This window comes from Pontiella desulfatans (assembly GCF_900890425.1).
GTDB classification, from domain to species: Bacteria; Verrucomicrobiota; Kiritimatiellia; order Kiritimatiellales; family Pontiellaceae; genus Pontiella; species Pontiella desulfatans.
This window is the reverse complement of record NZ_CAAHFG010000001.1, coordinates 4333065-4352191: the sequence shown is the minus strand read 5'-3', so window position 1 is coordinate 4352191 and position 19127 is coordinate 4333065. Positions and strand designations below refer to the sequence as shown.

Genomic DNA, 19127 nt, shown 5'->3' with positions numbered 1-19127 from the left:
CGCGGATTCTTGTGCGGAGGCTTATGCCGGATTTTTGGAGAGCTCTTGCAGGGCTTTGAGCGCGGCAAGGCGCTCGCCTTCGCGTTTGCTGCCGGCTTGGGCTTTCCAGGTTTTTCCGCAGGTTTTCACTTCGACCGTAAAGACGCGGTCGTGCTCCGGGCCGGCGGTTTCGATGGTCTCGTATTCAGGGATACCGTGCCCGTGGCTCTGGGCATATTCCTGCAGGTTGCCCTTGGGGTTGCTTTTGACTTCGGTGAGCCGCAACTCCCCTAGTTCGGGCAGGAAGACTTTCTTGAAAATCTTGTTGGAGGCGCGGGATCCGCCGTCGATCCAGGCGGCGCCGATGATGGCTTCGACGGCGTCGGCCAGGTTGGAGGCGCGTTTGGCTCCGCCGTTCTTCTCTTCGCCGCGGCCGAGACGCAGGTATTCGCTGATGCCGATCGAGGCGCCGATCTGTGCGAGTTTGCGATCCTGCGTGAGGCGGCTGCGCAGCTTGGACATGTCGCCTTCGCGTGCGTCGGGATTGTTGTTGAAGAGGTGCTCGGCGGAGATCAGGCTGAGCACGGCGTCGCCGAGATATTCGAGCCGCTGGTTGTCGTCGGAGGCTTCCTTGTCTTCGTAGCGGAACGAGGGATGGGTGAGGGCCAGTTCAAGGAGGGCTTTTTTCTTGAACCGATAACCGATCGCCTGTTCGAGTTTTTTGTACAAATTCTTCATTCTCTTTCCGTGCTACGGATTCGTCGTTGCAAAAAAGATTATCAATCGTTTTGGGGTTTAGAAGGGGGCGGCGGTGCCGATTTTGGTGTTGATGGCGGCTTCGGCGATGGAGCGCCCGTCGATGAGTTTGGGCTGGCGGCGCGGGCGCCAGTGGCGGCGCCTGCTTTTCACCAGCAGCTTGTGGCCCGGAAGGAATTCAAGCTTGGATGCGAACCACAGCAACGGATAGGCCATGCCGGCCATGCCGTGGAGGTGGCGGTAGTGGTAGAGTTCTTCCTCGCGCGCATTTTCGCGGACCATCCAGTAGGGACCGTGCGCAATCATTTTCTGCACGAACTCGCCCAGGGTGGCCAGTGCTTCGAATAGGCCATTCGAATATACGAAGGTTTCGGGAACGTCGAAGCCATCCTTCAGTTTATCGAAAAGCTCTTGCACCTTGTAGCCGTTGCGCCGCGCCCCTCTGGAGATGGGCGAGACCTTGAGGATGCGCTGCAAAAGCGAAACCATGCTCAAGGGCGCGCGGCGGGCTTCGCTAACAATGACCCATCCGTCGGTTTTCAACACGCGGTGGCATTCGTGAAGGAATTCGTAGTCGTCGGCCATGTTCTTGAGCGCATCAACGATGACCACCTTGTCGAAGGCATGGTCTTCGAAGGGGAGCTTGCCGTTGTCGATGAGAGTGATCGTTTCGCTAAGGCAATAGCTGATGGAGTCGGATGCGGCCTTGGTGGAAACGGCGGTTTTCCAGCTGCCGCCCAGGCTGCGAAGGCTGGTGCTGATGATTCCATCGCCGGCGCTGATTTCGAGGCATTGCTGGTTCGATGTTGCGCCCACCAGCGCATTGATGCGCTGGAGCGTGCGGCCTCGGCGAATGGAACGGCCGAAAAGCTTTTCCTGCCAGATCCGGATTTCGCTATCTAGGGTGTTATCTCTCATAGGTGCAGGGAATATACGGAATGGCGGTCGGAGGATTAAAGATTAAAAGAAAAAGTATGTAGAACGGTTCGTCGTCCCGCCTGTAGGCGGCCTCTAAAGGCGTGACAGCATGCCTGGGTCGCAAACGATGCCCGATGCCGAGGTTTCCCGGACGGGCAGGCTCACCATCTGGCCCCGCAAATCCTCCGTTGCGCCGAACTCGGCGGGGATATAGTGGCGGGAGTAGCCGGTGGCCCTGCCATCCTTGCTGCCCTCAACGAGCACCTCCGCGTTCTTGCCCGCAAACTGGCGGTGGTAGTCGGCGGCCAGTTGTTCGCCCAGCGCGCGGAGCTGTTCGCTGCGCTCCATGGCGAGCGCGCCGTTAACTTGGTTGCCCATCCGGGCGGCGATGGTCTTGGGGCGGGGGGAATAGGTGAAGACATGCATCTGGGAAAAGCCAACCTTTCGGCAGAAGTCGTGGCTTTCCTGGAAGTAGGTGTCGGTTTCCCCGGGGAAGCCAACGATGACATCGGTGGTGAAGGCCGGGTTGTCGAGGGCGGCGCGGGCGCGTTCGACGGCATCGAGATATTCATCCGCGGTATAGCCGCGGCGCATCGCCGCGAGCACGGCATCGGAGCCGGATTGCAACGAGAGGTGCAGGTGCGGCATGATGGCGGGCGAGGACGCCCACACGTCCAGCAGCTCCGCGGTCAACTCCCCGGGGTGCAGGCTGGAAAGGCGAATGCGCCCGATATCCGGTACGGCAACGAGGGAGCGCAGCATTTCGGCGAGCGAAGAACCCTGCTCGCGCCCATAGAGGCCCACACTCACGCCGGTAACGACGATTTCGCGATAACCCGCCGCCGTGAGGGCGGTGGCTTCGCGCACGGCGTCCGCGATCGCCTTGTCGCGCGGGGCCTTGCGGAGCTGGGGAATGATGCAGAACGAGCAGCCGATGTCGCAACCGTCCTGCACCTTGAGAAAGGCGCGGGTGTGGCCCTCGAACCTCGAAATGGTGAACGTGTCGGTGGTGATGCCGTCCACTCCATGGCGGTGGGGCATGGCCAGCGCGTCGAGCTGTTCGACCAGCCGCTGCAGCCAGTCGGCCCCGGCCGGGACGCGGAAGACGGGATCCTGGTCGACCTGCGTGAGTTCATCGTTTGCCGCGCATCCGGTCACAATCACATGGGCAAGGGGATTGTTGCGCTGCATCTTGCGGATGGTCTGGCGCGACTTTCGCGCCGCGTCCGCCGTTACCCCGCAGGTGTGCACAACAATCAAATCGGCATCGTCGGAGGTGTCGGTCTTTTCCAGTCCATAGCGTTCGAGCAGTTGCTCGATCTGCTGGGCATCGTATTGGTTGACCTTGCACCCGAGGACGTTGACAAAGTAGGTCGTTAGTTTGTTTTCGTTCATAAGGGCCGTTTTTCATACGTTTTCCATGGAGGGGAAGCAAGATGAATCATGGCTTAATGGGATGCTGTTCAAATAAGGTGATTGAACCAATTATTCCTTCCACTAGGTGATGAAAAGGAGCACGCTTTCAAATAACGCGCAATACTACCGCAATAGTCATGTATTGGTTTCGCGCGCAGGAATCAAAGGGGTATTGAGCATGTTGAGTAAAAAGGCGACAATTCTGGCCGTTATACTGGGAATCCTGGTGGGCACCGGGGCGTTCACCATGCGCTATGCCGAAGGCCTTTCCTATTTGAGCGCCGATCCCAAAGCCTGCGCCAACTGCCACATCATGAACCCCCAATACGATTCCTGGCAAAAATCCAGCCATCATGCCGTTGCCACGTGCGTGGATTGCCATTTGCCGCACGACTTCGTTGGGAAATACGTGGCCAAAGCCGAAAACGGCTACCACCACTCCAAGGCGTTCACGACACAGGATTTTCATGAGCCGATCATGATCAAGGGCAAGAACCATCGGATTCTCCAGCACAACTGCGTCGAGTGCCACGAAGACATGGTTCACGAAATGTTTAAAAGGGATATATCCGATCCGGATGCCGTCCAGTGCATCCATTGCCATGCGGATGTGGGCCATGGCTCATTGCCAACAAGTATCGGCGGAGCGGATCGCGGATTAAAACGGGAAAGGGAAAACCATGAATAAACTAATGAAGAAACAGGGCGGTGCCGGAATATTCATCGTTGTGGTGGTGGTTGTGGCCTTGGCGGCTGTTGCCGTTGCGGCGCTGCTGGCCAATATTTCAGAGCGAAAAGCCGAGGCGAAACACCGGTATGTGCGCCTGGTTGAAGTTACCGAGGATACGACCGATCCCGAGGTCTGGGGCAAGAACTGGCCGAAGCAGTACGACATGTACAAGCGCACGGCGCTGGCCACCAAAACCACCTATGGGGGCCATGGCGGAAGCGAAGCCCTTCCCGAGGAAAAGATTGACCGCCCGGAATACCATTGGCTCAAGCGCATGTTCAAGGGCTATGCCTTTTCCATCGACTACCGCGACCGCCGCGGCCATGCCTACATGCTCTCCGACCAGGAAGAAACCAAGCGCCATAACGTGAAGCAGTCCGGCTCCTGCATGCACTGCCATGCGTCCCTCATGCCGGTTTATCGTAAGCTGGGCGATGGCGATGCGCTTGCCGGAATGAATAAAACCCACGCCATGTCCTATCAGGAACTCAATAAAATGGTGCACGACATGGGCCACGGGCATTCGGTTTCCTGCGTGGACTGCCACGATCCCGATTCAATGGCCATCCGCGTCACCCGTCCGGCCTTCATCGTCGGAATCCAGCGCCTGGCTGAATCCGATGCCCCGGTACCGGCGGTGCCCTCCATCGACATCTGGCGCCAGGGTTCCCGTTCCCGGCCGTATGATCCGAATGAGGATGCCACTCGCAACGAAATGCGCTCGTTTGTCTGTGGCCAGTGCCACGTGGAATACTACTGTTCCTCCGACTTCCCGCTGACCTTCCCGTGGAGCAATGGCCTGGCCATGGAAAACCTCGAGCAGGAGTGGAACGAAACCAAGCTGACCAGCGGCGACCGGTTCTACGACTACAAACACAAGGAGACCGGTGCGCCGATCCTCAAGGCCCAGCACCCGGAATTCGAACTGTGGAGCCAGGGCATCCACGCCCGCAGCGGCGTCTCCTGCTCCGACTGCCATATGCCCTACATGCGCGACGGCGCCTCCAAGGTTTCCGACCACTGGGTGCGCAGCCCGTTGCTGAACATCAACCGCTCCTGCCAAACCTGCCACCATTCATCCGAAGAGGAGATCAAGGCCCGTGTCAAAAAGATACAGGATACGAACTACCACCTCTTGCTTCGCGGCGGCGAGGCGCTGAACGACCTGATGGATGCCGTGATGGCGGCCAAAAAGGCCGGCGCTACGGAAGAACAGCTGAAAGACGCGTTGGAAATGCAGCGAAAGGCCCAATGGCGCCTCGACTACATTGCCGCCGAAAACTCCATGGGCTTCCACGCCCCGCAGGAGGCCGCCCGCATCCTGGCCGAGGCCGCCGACTATGCCCGCCAGGGCCAGGTCGAGGCGCTTAAACTCGCCAAATAAACGCCCTCTTGTGGTTGCGAAGAGCGTCTGGGTTCCGGGCGCTCTTTTTCATGTTGTGGGGGAGCCCGGACGGAAAAAGTGACGGCCGTCACTTTTTCCGTCCGGGCTGTGGGGTAATTTGAAATGGACGGAATCGGGCGGTTTGTGGGAAGCTGTCGGGAATGTTTTGATATCGGTATTTAACAAGGGAGATTCGATGACTCAGGAAGATGTATTGAAATTGTTCGAGGAAACCAGCGCATTGCTGAATGGCCATTTTGAATTGCGCTCGGGCTTGCATAGCAACCAGTTTTTCCAGTGCGCGCTGGTTTTGCAGTATCCGCGCATTGCCGGCCAGCTCTGCGAGGCGCTGGTGGAGAAGATGAAGGATGAACTCAAGGAGCTGGAGGTCGATACGGTGATTGCGCCGGCGATGGGCGGGATCACCATTGGCCACGACGTTGCCCGTGCGCTGGGGGTACGCTTTATCTTTGTGGAGAAGGAGGACAACAAGCTGGTGCTGCGCCGCTTCAAGATTAAGCCGGGCGAACGGTTTGTGATTGCCGAGGATGTGGTGACGCGCGGCGGGCGTGTTCAGGAAACCGTTGACATTGTGAAAGAGAACGGCGGGGAAGTTGCCGCGATCGGCATCCTCGTGAACCGTAGCGGGGGCAAGGCGACCTTCGATGCCCCTCTGGTGAGCCTGCTGGATATCGAACCCATCACCTACGATCCTTCCGACTGCCCGCTCTGCCGGGAGGGTCTTGAACTGGTTCATCCGGGGAGTAAATAAGTCGCTTCATCGCGTTGACGTTGCTGTGTCGAAGGGGTAGGTTACTGAGCTTGTTTTTTAGAAATTGAAGGAGGTTGCCGTGTCGCACCCGTTGGAACCGATTTATGCCTTGCAGAAGAAGGATCGTAGACTCATCAAGATCATGCGGGAAATCCGCGACATCCCGCAGCGGAAGAGCGATATTGAAGCGCAGCTGAGCGGTACGAAGAAAAAGCTCGATATGGCGCTCGACAGCCGAAAGCACACCGAAGCCACGCTCAAGGAGCAGGAGCTGGAGGTGGAATCCCTTAAGGAAAAGGTCACCAAATATAAAAACCAGCAGATGGATGCCCAGACCAACGAGCAATACCGAGCCTTCGTGAAGGAAATCGGTGTGGTCGAGGACGAGATCAAGGCCCTTGAGGAAAAAGAAATAAAGTTGATGGAAGCCTTGGAACAGGGCAAGGCCATCGTTGCCGAATGCGAAGAAAAGCTAAATGGCGAAAGAGCCGGGATTTCGGACGAGCTGCGAGAGCTTGATGAGCGTGCGGCCGAGCTTCAGGAACGGGCCGAAAGCATGAAGGTCGACCGCGCCCGTGCGGCCGCTCTCTGCGACAAGGCGTTGTTGCAAAAATATTCCAGGATCTTGAATAACAAGCGCGACTTTGCGGTTGTTTTGGTGGAGCCCGGCGGACATTGCGGCGGTTGCCACATGAAGCTTCCTCCGCAGGTCACCAACGACGCGCGCAATCCAACCAAGATTGTTGCCTGCAACTTTTGCGGGCGCATCGTCTACAATCCAGCGCCATAAGGCGTGGAAAGTGAAACGTGAGACGTGATGATGTCACGACTCAATGGTCACTCATCATTTTTTAACAGGCAGGGTGTATCGGTCGCTCTCTTCGGAGGGAGGAAAGTCCGGACTCCGCAGGGCAGGACGTCCCGTGGTTAACGCGGGAACCCATGTGCCAGATCGCATGGGATGGAAAGTGCCGCAGAAAATATACCGCCGTCACGCGTTGCGGGGCGGTAAGGGTGAAATGGTGGTGGTAAGAGCCCACCGGGCCAAAGGCAACGATGGTCGCATGGTAAACCCCGTCCGGAGCAAGATCAAATAGGCGACGATGATGCTGCCCGCATCGCTATTAGTCGCGGGTTGAACGCACTAGATAAATGACCGACTCCGCGAGGAGAACAGAATCCGGCTTACCGCCCTGCTTGTTTTAATCTATTTGGATCGTCCCGAAAGCGGGACAGCGAGCCTGTGGCTTCACGGCACCTTGCCCTGCTGGATTACTTCGTAGGCCAGGCGGTCGAGTGCCTTGCCGTTGGGTAGCTCGAGCTTGTTCTTTATGTTGATGCGATGGGTGTCGACCGTGTTGCGGCTGATGTTGAGTTTCCTGCCGATGCTCACGGTATCCAGTCCAAGGCCGATGTGCTTGAAAATATCCATTTCCCGGTTTGAGAGGGAGTCGATCAATGATTTTGGCCCCTCGCTCCTTCCATCCATTTTCTTTTGGACGCGCCGCAGGGTTTCGTCGGTAAAGTAAAGCCGGCCGGCCAGCACGGTTCGGATCGCCTGCTTCAGGGTCGGGGGTGGTGACGTTTTCATGACGTAGCCATCCGCTCCTGCTCCAGCCACCCGCTCGGCAAACAGCTTTTCCTCCGACATCGTGTAGACCAGTATTTTTAGTTTGGGATATAGGGTTCTGATGCGTTGGATCAGGTAGGTGCCATCCGAATCGCCAAGTGAAAGGTCGACGATGGCGATATCCGGCAGTCCATTCTCAAGTTTGTCGATCGCCTCCGATGCCGAAGTGGCTGTGGCGTGGATTTCCATGTCCGTTTCCGAAGAAAGCAAGGTCTTCAATCCGTCATGGATAATCGGGTGGTCGTCGATGACCATAATAGAATATGTTTTTTTATCCATTTTTGTTCCCGTCTTTCTCTGACCTCACAAAAGAGTTTATTAAAGTGGTGGGCCGGGCGAAAGGTGTTTTTTCGTGAAAGGCCATTTCTTTTGCATTGCGGGGGGGCGGGTGCGTGGGTTCAGGTCCTTTTCGGAAGCAGGGCTTTGAGTAGAACGGCGAGCAGTAGCACTGCCCAGGCCAGATCCAGGGGCGAAGTGGTTTCTTTTCCATGGCAAACCTGCTCCGCCACACCCAGGACGGGGCTGAACAAGTTCATCAGGTATCCTGCGGCAAGGGCGCACAGGGCCAGGACAACGAGGAAGACAACGAGCTGTTTCTTGCCTATGATCTGCCAAAGCGTGGTCAGGGTTGCGGCATTCGTTGCCGGCCCCGTGATCAGGAACACCAGCGCCGCCCCTGGAGAGAGGCCGGCCTTGATGAAGGCCAGTGCAATCGGAACCGATGCCGATGAACAGACATAAAGCGGAATGCCGATCACCAGCATGATGAGCATGGCAATCGGGGAACCGCCCAGGCGGTCGGCAAAGAAATCATCGGGGATGAGTCCGCTGATGATTCCCGAAATAATGATGCCCACCAGCATGGCCTTGGCAATGTCGCGCGGGAGGCTGATGAAACCATACGAGAGCATGCGTTTGATCGCCGGTTGTTGGTTGGGTTGGCAGCATTCATCCTCGCACTCGCCGGTTCCGGCGTCTTCCTTTGGCGAGACCGCCGCGATGGCCGTTCCGCAGATCACGCCGGAGGCGAAAGCCACAATCGCCCGGAATACGGCAAACACCCAGCCCAGCAGGGCATAGGTAATCATGAGGCTATCGATCCCCGTTTGCGGGGTCGATGCCAGGAACGAAGCCGTTGCCCCGCGGCTGGCCCCATGCTTGCGGAGCGATGCCGCCAAGGGAATGACCCCGCACGAGCAGATCGGCATCGGCACCCCGACCAGCGCCGCCTTGAATGAGCCCATCCAGCCATGTCCTCCCAGGTGCCGCCGAACATAGTCCTTCGAAATCAGGACGGAAAGAATCCCCGCCATCAGGAAGCCAAAAAGGAGGTAGGGGGCCATTTGCACGGTCACCAACCAGATTTCCTTCAGAATGTTCAGTAGCAAATCCATGGTCAAATCTCGCCGACATAATTATATCCGGTCTAAATAGCCTCAAGCCTTATCGGTGGAAAAGATTTCGGCTTCTTCCTCCCCGATCGGGACGGGCTCGCCGAGGAAGCGGGGCTGGCGGCGGAGGAGGTAGAGGTCGAGGATGGTTTTGACGCGTGCAAGGGCCTCGCGGAACTGGGTGGGGCCGCCGATGGAGAAATCGACGTCCTGTGCGCAATAGCCGACGGCATCGATCCGTTTGCGCTTGGCAATGAAAAGGGCGCGGCGGACATGGAATTCCTGGGATATGACGGTGAGCTGCTGTTGGCCGAAGACTTCCTTTGCGCGGACAATGGAATCGATGGTGCTGAAGCCGGCAAAGTCGCAGACCACCCGTTCGCCGGGAACGCCGCGTCGGGTCAGGGCGTTTTTCATGGCGCTGGCTTCGTCGTACGTGGCGGTGTGGTTGTCGCCGCTCACGAGAATGAAATCAATCCTACCGGCCTTGAACAGATCAACCGCGGCCTTGACCCGATAGTGGAAATAAATGTTCGGCGCGCAACCGAGCAGCAGGCCCACTTTCCGTTTGGGAATGCTGCCGGGGTCGGTGTGGATGCGGGCGTTCGAATCGAGCGTGATCCATCGTTCGGCCAGGGGGATCGAGGCGAGTCCCGCCAACACGAACAGGAGGATGCCGATTATTGGATTGAGGCGGAAGATACGCATGTTTCTCAAGATAGCGGGGAAGCGTTGCCAATTGAAGTTGTTTTGCCATTCGGTTGCGCATCTGTATATTTCCTGCCCATGGAATTTTCGAAAACCATCAAGGAAAAGCTCAAGACGCTGCCGGACAAACCGGGGTGCTACCTGATGCGCGACCGCGATGGCAAGATCATCTACATCGGCAAGGCGGCTTCGCTGCGCAAGCGGGTGCAGAGTTATTTCCGGCAGCACACCAAACGCACCGCGCAACCGAAAATCCGCAGTCTGATCAACTCCATCGACGATTTCGACATCGTCGTGCTCAAGAGCGAGGCGGAGGCCATCCTGACCGAAGGCAAGCTGATCAAGGAATACCGCCCGCACTACAACACGCTCTGGAAGGACGACAAGCGGTTCACGATGATCCGCATCGATGTGCAGCATCCGTTTCCAACCATCGGGAAAGTTCGCATCAGGAAGAACGATGGCGCCGCCTACTTCGGCCCTTACACCTCCGGCATGGCGGCGAAGGTGGCGGTTGAGTTCCTGGAGCGGCACTTCGGATTGCGGCGTTGCCGCCCGCGCGAGCCGGATGCCGACACCTACAAGCATTGCAGCAACGATATCATCGCCAACTGTTCGGCCCCGTGCATCGGCAAGGTGTCGGCGGAGGAATACCGCGGCCGGGTGGAGGAGGCCTGCGCCTTCCTGCGCGGCGAGCGCATGGGCATGCTCAAGGAGTTGCGCGCCGAGATGGAGCGTATGGCCGGCGGGTTGCGGTTCGAGGAAGCCGCCGCCCTGCGCGACATGCTCATGCACCTCCACAACGCCGTGAAGGAAAAGGCCAAGGTGCGCAAGACGCCGAAGATGAAGCAGGACGAGGCACGCCAGGGCCTGAAAGAACTGCAGACGCAACTGAAGCTGATGGAGGAGCCGCGCGTGATCGAATGCTTCGATATCTCCAACATTTCAGGCACCAGCTCCGTGGCCAGCATGGTGTGCTCCGTCGATGGCGTACCCTATCCAAACCGCTACCGCCGGTTCCGGATCAAGACCGTCGAGGGGGCCGACGATCCGCGCTCGATGGCCGAGGTGGTGCGGCGGCGTTATTCGCGCCTGCAACGGGAGGGCAAGCCCATGCCCGGCTTGGTCATGGTCGATGGCGGCATCACTCAGCTGCGCGCCGCCAAGGCCGAGCTGGTCGAACTGGGGCTCGACGACCTGCCGATCGTGGGCTTGGCCAAACGTTATGAAGAGGTGGTTTGGGACTACACGGATAATTCGGGCAACCTGGTGCTGCCGCGCCATTCGGCGGGCTTGACCGTGGTGACCCGCCTGCGCGACGAGGCCCACCGCTTCGCCATCACCTACCACCGCGACCTGCGCCGCCAGCGCATCATGGAATCGCGGCTCGACGAAATTCCCGGCATCGGGGCATCCAAGAAAGAACTGCTATTGAAACACTTTGGCTCGATTACGCGGCTCGGTCGTGCCACCATCGATCAAATCGCCGAAGCCCCGGGCATCGGCAAGAAGACCGCGGAACTCATCCGCAACGAACTGGATAAAAAGTAGGCACCACGAAATGATCATGAGAGTACCGACTAGACGATTTGGAAGAACCGAGGTGCCGATGCCGGTGCTGACGTGCGGAGGCATGCGCTACCAGCAGGGCTGGGACGATCTCGATCCGTCCAAGATCGATCCCAAGGGGCAGGAAAACCTCGAGGCCTGCATCCACCGGGCGCTGGAGCTGGGCATCAACCACATCGAAACCGCGCGCGGCTACGGCCCGTCGGAAATGCAGCTCGGCTGGGTCTTGCCGAAGATTGAGCGCGACAAGCTGATGGTGCAGACCAAGATCGGGGTCAAGGAGTCCGGCAAGGAACTGCTTGAGGTCTTCGAGACCTCGATGAACTATCTCCAGCTCGACCATGTGGATTTCCTCTCCATCCATGGCATCAACACGCAGCAGGATTTGGAAACCTGCCTCAAGAAGGGCGGATGCGTCGAAGCCATCCGCCAATTGCAGAAGGAGGGCCGCGTGCGCCATATGGGTTTTTCCACCCACGCATCGCCGGAGGTGGTCTCGCCCGTCTGTGAAACGGGCGAGTTCGACTATGTGAACCTGCACTGGTATTTCATCTACGACCAGCTCCACTGGCCGATGGTCCGGGCCGCCAGCAAGCAGGACATGGGGGTATTCATCATCAGCCCCAACGACAAAGGCGGCATGCTCTACCACCCAGCCGAAAAAATGAAGGCGCTGTGCGCCCCCCTGACCCCCATGCAATGGAACGATCTGTTTTGCCTGTCGCGCCCCGAGGTGCACACCCTCAGCATCGGAGCGTCGAAACCTTCCGACTTCGATGAGCATGTGGAAGCGGTGTGCAAGCATGCGAACGATCCGGTTGTCGGGCAGATCGAACGCCGGATCCATGAATCGCTCCAGGCCGACCTCGGCGCGGACTGGGTCGCCCATTGGTTCGAGGGCATCCCGCCCCACACGGACACGCCGGGCAACATCAACGTACGTGAAATCCTTCGCCTTTGGACCTTCGCCAAGGGGCTGGGCCTGACCGAATTCGCCAAGATGCGCTACAACCTGCTCGGCAATGCCGGGGAGTGGTTCGCCGGCCAAAAGGCGACGGAAATCGATTCGCGCGATTGGTCATGCCTGGCAGGCAGTCGGTTCGCCGACCGCATTCCGGCCCTCCTCCAGGAAGCGCACGAACTCTTCCACGAAGAGAAGGAAGCCAAACGCCTGAGCGAATCGTGATTATCACACTTGCATAAGTATGAAATTGGATAATGTCCAATAATACGTGCGCGAAACCCCATATCACACTTATGCAAGTAAGATAGCCTTGCACCTGCTCCCATCGCGGCGTTTGGCGTGCCAGGGTTAAAGCGACAGCACGTATTCGGAGAGGTCGTTGATCTGCTTTTCGGAAAGGCCGGAAACGTTGCCGTGCTGGAATTCCGAGAATACATCGCGCATGGTTGCGGCGCGACCATCGTGCATGTAGGGCGCGGTGCGCCAGCTTTCGATGAGCTGCGGGACATCCACGGGCAATCCTTCGTCCTGCCCCTTGGTGGTGCCCATGTCATACATGTTCAGATCGGTGAAGTAGGGGGCGGGGTGGCAACCGATGCATCCTTGTTCTCCGAAAATACGCTCGCCGCGTTTGGCGGCATCGCTCAACTTGCCATCCACCAGGTAGGGGCTGGGAACGGGCTCGAGGCTCTTGAGGTAGGCATCGATGGCCACGGCATCCTTTTCGGGGCGGACGGCAAACTGGATATGCTTGATGCCGGCGCGGACGCCGGTCTCGGCATCGGCGCGGACGCCCAGCCACATGGCGCGCGGGGTTTGGTGGGCCAGCAGCATCGTCTTGACGTTTTTGGGGTTGCCCATGCCGTCGTTGAGCAAATCCCAGTTCATGGCATCGGTGCGTGCGTCGGGGTGGCAGGTGGCGCAGCTCAGCCAGTTTTGGAAGCAGAGCGCGGAATCGTTGAAAAAGATTTCGCCTAGGCGTTCGGGCGTAAGCTTTTGCTGGGGGCCAAGCTGGAAGACGCCGCTACGGGTGCTCCAGTCCTTGGAAACCCGGACCACTTCCAGCGTGTCGGAATAATAGTTGCCGATATAGATGAATTCGCCGTCCACCACGAGGGCGCGCGGTCCGTTGCCTGCCAGCTTGATGCGTTTGCGGATGCCGGACAGGAACGAAAGGTTGTTGTGCGCATTGAGGTGCGCCTCCCCTTCGGCGGCCTTGGCTTCGGCCTCGATTTTTTCCCGCATGGCCGGGAGGTTGATCAGGCTGATCTCGTGGTTGCCGGCGGAGGAGACCACCAGTGTGTTGCCATCCTTGGAAAAACCGATGGCCCATGGGTTCGGGAAGCCTTGATCGACATCGTCGAGCAGCACGGTGTATTCCAGTGACCGGCTGGCGACATCAATGACGCTGAGCGCATCGGTGGAAACCCAGCCGCGTTCCAGCTGGGTGGTCGGCACGAGGAAACGCGCCATCAGGTGCGTGGCGAAAATCTTCGTGCCGTCGGGCGAAACCTTGAGGTCGCGGACGCCTTCCGCGCCGTTGACCAGCGGGATGGTCTCGACCTCCTTCGTTGCCGTATTGATGACGGAAATCTTGGAGGCCACATAATCCACGTCTGCCCGCCCGTCCGGGATATGGTTGGCCACGAACAGGAACTTGCCGTCGTGGGTGACATCGGCGGCCACCGGTTCGCGCAGCACGGGAACCCGCGCAACGGTTTCGCCGGAGGCGAGATCGATGAAGGAGACATCGGTGTCGAAGCGGTTGCAGACATAGAGCATTTTCCCGTCGGGGGAGGGCACCGGCGAGATGGGGGTGTGTCCGGTTTCAAACTCGCCGGTAATGGTGCCGTTATCCACCTTCCAAATGCGGCCGTCCGGGCCTCCGCCGGCAATGAACAGCGTTTTGCCGTCGGTGGAGTGGACGGTGCCGGATGGTTGCGCCGGCAGGTCGATGCATTTCGCGACCTTCTTCGAGGCAACGTCGAAGCAGAGTAGTTGGCGCCCCGTGTGGGCCGTAATGTAAATCGTCTTTTTATCCGGCGATTGATCGATGTCGCACGGGGAGAGATAGGTCTGGGCCCCGGCCGCCCCTAGCAGCGCGAATGATATGGCAATGGTTGAAAATAATTTCATGTCTACTCTTCGATGATGCCCCGGAGGTCTATGGGATGGATCAAGTTACAAGGTTTATGACCTAAAAAGCGACGAACCATAGCACACCGGGGGCGGCTGAGCCAAGAGCGACCTCCTTTCGGTTTCCCGCTGCTGGAAAGGGGGCGGAGCGGCTCTTTTCGGCAGGCTACTTAAAAGCGGCTCGTAGAATATCGACGGCATCGGCCTGCGTGGTCTGGACAGGATCGAAATCGCACAGGAAGCCCATGGTGTCGATCGCATTGGCGGCAATCGCCTCGAGACCGTCTTCGGTGATGCCGTACTCCGACATCCTGAGGCCGCGCACGCCGCATTGGTCCTGCAGGGCCAGCAGCTCGGCGAGGAAGTCGGTGCCGCCCATGGCCGCCGCCATCTTGGCATAGCGGACGGTGCAGTGCGGGGCAAAATGGCTGAAGTAGGCCTCGGAAAGCATCAGCAACCCCGCCCCGTGCGCCAGCTCGGGGTAGAGCGCGCCCATGGCGTGGGCAAGCGCATGTTGCGACACCACGCAGGAGGTCGATTCAACCATGCCGGAAAGGGTGTTGGCCAGCGCCACCTTTTCGCGCGCCTCGATGTCGGTGCCTTCGGCCACCGCACGCGGTAAATATCCGGCCACGAGCCGGATGCTTTCGAGCGCGTAGATGTCGCTCATCGGTGTGGCGACGTTGGCCATATAGCCCTCGACCGCATGGAAAAAGGCATCGAACCCCTGGTAGGCCGTCAGATGCGGCGGAATCGAAACCATGAGCTCGGGATCGACCACCGAGATCGTCGGGAACGTGTGCGGCGGCAAGCCGAAGCCGATCTTTTCGGTGCCGTTGGTGATGACCGTCCACGGGTCGGCCTCGGTGCCGGTGCCTGCCGTGGTGGTGATCGCCACGATCGGCAACGCGCCGTTTTTCACGGGCTGCCCTTTGCCGGAGCCGCTCCCGATATAGTCCCAAAAGTCGCCCGGGTTGACCGCCATCACAGCAATGGCCTTTGCGGCATCGATGGGCGAGCCGCCGCCGAGCGCGACGACAAAATCGCAATGGTGTTCTTTCACGAGCGCCGCCCCCTCCATCACATGTTCCTTGATGGGGTTGGGCTGGATCTTGTCGAAGACGATCGATTCAATATTCTGCTGCTTCAGCAGGCCTTCGAGCCGTTCCAGGTAGCCGTGCCGTCTCATCGAGCCGCCGTTCGACATGACGATCAGCGCCTTCGTCCCCGGCAGCGGCTCCTCCGCCAGCTGGTTCAGTTTCCCTGCGCCAAACAGGATCCTGGTTGGAATGTGATAATCAAAGCTCATGGTTGTTCCTTTCGTGCTCGGTCTAAGCAAAATCATTCAATGCAAAATGTTGGCTTCGATAACGCATGGGGCATGACCCTCATTTTGCATTCAATTATTTTGCCAATACTTCTCTATGGTTTGGTTAGTCTAAAACGATGACGCCGTGGATGGTGCCGGCGCGTTGGGGATCGTGCCAGTTCCAGACGACGTTGCCTTGCGGGTCGAACTCGACGAGCTGCGGCGCCTTCTCGCTGTCGTTGGGCTTGTGCCCCGTCCAGTTGCAGCAGACGGTGTTTCCGTTGGCCAACTCGAACGGGCGCGAAAAGAAAAAATAGTCGTCGGTTCCGCCGAGCGTGCGCAGCACCTCGCCTTGCGGGCTGACATCGACGATCGACTTGCCATAGCCCGTCGAGACGCGGTAGTGCGCATCCATTTTCCGAATCCAGTAAATATGTTTGGCGCCGGGAACCTGGATGTCGGCGTGGATGGCTCCGTCCCAATCCGCTTCGATGACGTGGTCGGTGTTGGCGCCGAACAGGAAACGGCCTTCCGGCGAAAGGCGCATCAGCCGCATGGTGTTGAACTGCGGAAAGTTGACCTGCCGAACCACCGCGCCATCCGGTGCGATCTCGAAAAAGGTGATGCCCTTCTGGTTTGCGCCGAGAATTGTGTTGCCGTTGGGCAGGCGGCTGACGGTTTCCGTCTTCTTGAACCGTGCATCGCGCACTTCATGCACCTGTTGTTGCGTGGCGAGATCGAACTCCGCATAGCCGTCGGCATGCGAAACCAATACGCGGTGGTTGTCCAGCAGCCGGATATCGCGGCAACCCTTTTCCAGCTTGATCGTCCAATCCTTGGAGGCATCGAGCTGGTCGACATAGTGCAACTGCGCCCGCGATTCATCCTTCGCCAAAAAGCGGTGCTTGATTTCCTTTGCTTCAGCGTTTGCTACCACGAAAAGGCACAATGCAATCGTTCTGGAGTGCGGCGGGAAGCGGAGCGCCACGCCGCTCTTTGTACGCGGAAAGCGGTGTCGCCCGTTGGTTGCCTCCGCGCTCCAGAACGCTTTGCGCTGTCTTTTCAAATTACGTGGTTTGAACATGACTATTCCAGCGTGGGTTGGACGATCTCGCCGCGGAGCTGGGCGAGGCCGCCTTCCTTTTCGTAGACGCCGTAGAAGTTCGACATCGAGTCGAGCCAGACGGTGATGCGGTGCAGCTCTTCGTCGGTCAGCTTGACGTTGCTGTGTCCATTCTTCAGCATCTTGTAGAGTTTGGAGTCGCGGGCGCCGAACTGGCCGGGGATGGTGCGGTAGTGGTCGCCGAACTCCCAGAACGCGTATTTGTGAATGAGGCTGTCGTAGGAGCGGTAGACCTGCGTGGTTCTTTGGCGGTCGAGCTTGGAGTCGACGATGGTGCGGTCGAGCGGAAGCATGTGGTCCTTGTCGTGGCAGCCGACGCAATGCTTATCGAGCACGGGCTGAACGAGGCGCGGGTAGCTGAAGGGGTTGGTGCCATCGACGTCGGGCATCGGTTCGGATGGCTTGCGCTTCATGGCCAGCGGTACGTGGTTCGATGGGAGCGGCGCGCGGTTTTTCGGTTCGTGGCAGCCCATGCAAACGAGCTGTTCGCCGGGCTGCACCCAGGTGGAGGAGCGCATCGACTGCACGGCAAGGCCGTTTTCGTCCAGCGCCTGGAAAAGGAGTTCCTTGAGTGCGGGGACCTTGAAGTGCGCGCTGCCGTCCTCCTCGACGGGCACGGTGCCGAGGATGCTGCGGGTGAGGTTGACCGAGTCGGACGCTTCGGCGATGCGCCGCCCGGTCTCGTGCGGCCGCGGCCCGGAGGGCACTGAGCTGGGGTGGATCTGGACGATGCGCAACGCTTTGATCTTGGTGTCGTTCGGCCAGGGCAGGAACGAGTCGTAGACATCCATGACGGCCATGGAGCCGTGCGTCGGCGGCGTGTCGGCGAGGCGGTCGCACTTTTCGGGCAGGGCGGGGGGCATCGGGCGCGGGCGCAGCGGGATGGGGCTGAGGCAGGCGATTTCCGGATCGCGGTAGATCAGGATCTTGTTGCCGAACTTATCGAGCAGGTAGATGCCGTATTCGCCGCGGGGGTTGGATTTGTCGCCCTGCCGTCCGTTGCGTTGCTGCATTTTGGCGTCGTAGATAACGAGGTAGTAATCTTCGCTCAGCGGCCACGGCGTGCCGTAGACCTGTTTGCCTTTCTGGGTTTCGGGGAAACCGACTTCGGGTGTGACGCGCTTGACGGGCGCCATTCCATCGTCGTCCGGCACGCGCGGGTCGATGAGAATGATCGAGCCGTAGGCCTGGCCGTGGTGCGGTGCGGCGGTGCCGATCATTTTGTTCGAGCTCGGCACGGCGCGCAGATCCATCTCCATGTCGGCGCGTTTCTTGGCGACGGAAAAGTTGCCGTGCACGGCGCGCGAGTCGCGACCGTCGGGCGTCATGATCCACGGATGGTGGGCCACGCAACCGTGGCGGTCGACATAGTCCCAGCGGGTGTAGGCGAGCATGCCGTCGTGCAGGACGCTCGGCTGCCACTCGTTGTTTTCGTGGGGGGAGAGGATGCGGATATCGGAACCGTCGGGCTTCATGTCGTGCACGGTGTACGAAGGGCAGGCGCGTCCGCAGCGCAGGTAGCCGCCGCGCCGCTCGGAGATGAAGGCGACGCGCCCATTCGGCAGGTAGCACGGATCAAAGTCGTTGAAGGTGCCTTCGGTGAGTTGCTTCAAATTTGAGGCGTTGCCTTCAGTGTCGAGGTCGGCGGAATAGAGGTGGTAGCAGCGGCCTTCTTCCCAATGTCCGCGCTCGTGGTCGAGGTGGACGATATGTTTCTTGTCGCCGGTGCCTTCAACGTAGGCGAACATGATCTGCTTGCCGTCGAACGCGAGCTCCGGGGAGAGGAAACTGCCATCGTTTAGTTCGGGAACAATATTCCGGACGGAAGGCTGGTCGCTGAAGGGGTTGCCTAAAACACAAACGCCGCCACCGGGGCGCGCGTGCGCACCGTAGAACTGGTCGCACATGTGGCTGAAGTTGGAGCGGTGGCGTTTGATGAAGAGGATCTTGTCGAAGTCGAGCAGGGGGTTGGCAAAGGCGATCTCCCGGCGGAGCTCATGAACGTTGGCAAAGAGCTCCTTCCGGCCGTCCTCGGAACGTTCGAACTCTTTGAGCCGCTTGGCGAACGCCTTCATGTCCGGCGCGCCCGGCATCTGTTCAATGTCGTTGAGCAGCGCACGGGTGCGGCGCAGGAGGATGTCCAGTGGGTCGCGGTCGGCCAGGGTGACCAGCGCCTGCGGGTGGAGGGTTTCGGATGCGATGCTCTCGAAATGGGCGACGCGCGTCAGGTCGAACTCCAGTACCTTGTACTGTTCCTCGACTTCGCTTGCGTGCGTTCGCATGGCCAATAGTGGAATTAAGCAGAATAATTTGGTGGCAGAAGAATTTCTCATCATATGGAA

Annotated in this window: 16 protein-coding genes and 1 other RNA gene; 7 read left to right on the top strand and 10 right to left on the bottom strand. The window is 59.1% G+C overall.

What is annotated here, in order from left to right:
* Positions 1–21: 21 nt before the first annotated feature.
* The 3 genes from rnc to mtaB all read right to left on the bottom strand — a co-directional run bounded on the left by rnc (position 22) and on the right by mtaB (position 3048).
* Positions 22–717 carry a ribonuclease III gene (gene rnc, locus E9954_RS15585; protein ID WP_136080063.1) on the bottom strand — a complete coding sequence of 232 codons (696 nt, stop codon included), beginning with the start codon at positions 715–717 and terminating at the stop codon, positions 22–24.
* A gap of 57 nt (positions 718–774) precedes the next feature.
* Complete coding sequence (locus tag E9954_RS15580; RefSeq protein WP_136080062.1) at positions 775–1653, bottom strand: class I SAM-dependent methyltransferase; 879 nt, start codon at positions 1651–1653, stop codon at positions 775–777.
* A 93-nt stretch (positions 1654–1746) separates the two neighbouring features.
* Positions 1747–3048: a tRNA (N(6)-L-threonylcarbamoyladenosine(37)-C(2))-methylthiotransferase MtaB gene (mtaB, locus tag E9954_RS15575; protein ID WP_136080061.1), complete on the bottom strand. Its 1302-nt coding sequence runs from the start codon at positions 3046–3048 to the stop codon at positions 1747–1749.
* Positions 3049–3247: 199 nt separating this feature from the next.
* Between mtaB and nrfH the strand changes: the two genes are divergently transcribed.
* From nrfH to rnpB, 5 genes are all read left to right on the top strand, one after another.
* Positions 3248–3757, top strand: a complete 510-nt coding sequence (nrfH, locus tag E9954_RS15570; protein ID WP_136080060.1) for a cytochrome c nitrite reductase small subunit — start codon at positions 3248–3250, stop codon at positions 3755–3757.
* Complete coding sequence (locus E9954_RS15565) at positions 3750–5183, top strand: ammonia-forming cytochrome c nitrite reductase subunit c552 (RefSeq protein WP_136080059.1); 1434 nt, start codon at positions 3750–3752, stop codon at positions 5181–5183. The genes nrfH and E9954_RS15565 overlap by 8 nt, the downstream gene beginning before the upstream one ends.
* A gap of 196 nt (positions 5184–5379) precedes the next feature.
* The gene (gene pyrE / locus E9954_RS15560; protein ID WP_187357955.1) at positions 5380–5955 is read left to right on the top strand and encodes an orotate phosphoribosyltransferase; all 576 of its coding nucleotides are present in this window, start codon (positions 5380–5382) and stop codon (positions 5953–5955) included.
* Between the two features lie 79 nt (positions 5956–6034).
* Complete coding sequence (locus tag E9954_RS15555; RefSeq protein WP_136080058.1) at positions 6035–6745, top strand: zinc ribbon domain-containing protein; 711 nt, start codon at positions 6035–6037, stop codon at positions 6743–6745.
* A 65-nt stretch (positions 6746–6810) separates the two neighbouring features.
* Positions 6811–7159: RNase P RNA component class A (rnpB, locus tag E9954_RS15550), an RNA gene on the top strand.
* A gap of 45 nt (positions 7160–7204) precedes the next feature.
* Here the strand turns inward: rnpB and E9954_RS15545 are convergent.
* From E9954_RS15545 to E9954_RS15535, 3 genes are all read right to left on the bottom strand, one after another.
* A complete protein-coding gene (locus E9954_RS15545) occupies positions 7205–7864 on the bottom strand; it encodes a response regulator transcription factor (protein ID WP_136080057.1) in 660 nt (219 codons plus the stop codon).
* 119 nt (positions 7865–7983) lie between these two features.
* Entirely contained in the window at positions 7984–8979 is a 996-nt protein-coding gene (locus E9954_RS15540) for a permease (protein ID WP_136080056.1), read from the bottom strand.
* Between the two features lie 42 nt (positions 8980–9021).
* Positions 9022–9684, bottom strand: a complete 663-nt coding sequence (locus tag E9954_RS15535; protein WP_136080055.1) for a SanA/YdcF family protein — start codon at positions 9682–9684, stop codon at positions 9022–9024.
* Between the two features lie 78 nt (positions 9685–9762).
* Between E9954_RS15535 and E9954_RS15530 the strand changes: the two genes are divergently transcribed.
* Both E9954_RS15530 and E9954_RS15525 read left to right on the top strand, forming a co-directional pair.
* Positions 9763–11235, top strand: a complete 1473-nt coding sequence (locus tag E9954_RS15530; RefSeq protein ID WP_136080054.1) for an excinuclease ABC subunit UvrC — start codon at positions 9763–9765, stop codon at positions 11233–11235.
* Between the two features lie 16 nt (positions 11236–11251).
* Positions 11252–12439, top strand: coding sequence for an aldo/keto reductase (locus E9954_RS15525; RefSeq protein WP_136080256.1), 1188 nt, complete (start codon positions 11252–11254; stop codon positions 12437–12439).
* Between the two features lie 126 nt (positions 12440–12565).
* Here the strand turns inward: E9954_RS15525 and E9954_RS15520 are convergent, their stop codons facing one another.
* The 4 genes from E9954_RS15520 to E9954_RS15505 all read right to left on the bottom strand — a co-directional run bounded on the left by E9954_RS15520 (position 12566) and on the right by E9954_RS15505 (position 19067).
* Complete coding sequence (locus E9954_RS15520; protein ID WP_136080053.1) at positions 12566–14353, bottom strand: cell surface protein; 1788 nt, start codon at positions 14351–14353, stop codon at positions 12566–12568.
* A gap of 166 nt (positions 14354–14519) precedes the next feature.
* Positions 14520–15662: an iron-containing alcohol dehydrogenase gene (locus tag E9954_RS15515; protein ID WP_136080052.1), complete on the bottom strand. Its 1143-nt coding sequence runs from the start codon at positions 15660–15662 to the stop codon at positions 14520–14522.
* 124 nt (positions 15663–15786) lie between these two features.
* Positions 15787–16746, bottom strand: coding sequence for a hypothetical protein (locus E9954_RS15510; protein WP_136080051.1), 960 nt, complete (start codon positions 16744–16746; stop codon positions 15787–15789).
* A gap of 2 nt (positions 16747–16748) precedes the next feature.
* Positions 16749–19067 (bottom strand): HzsA-related protein, encoded by a 2319-nt coding sequence (locus E9954_RS15505; RefSeq protein WP_136080050.1) that lies wholly within the window; start codon positions 19065–19067, stop codon positions 16749–16751.
* Positions 19068–19127: the final 60 nt, after the last annotated feature.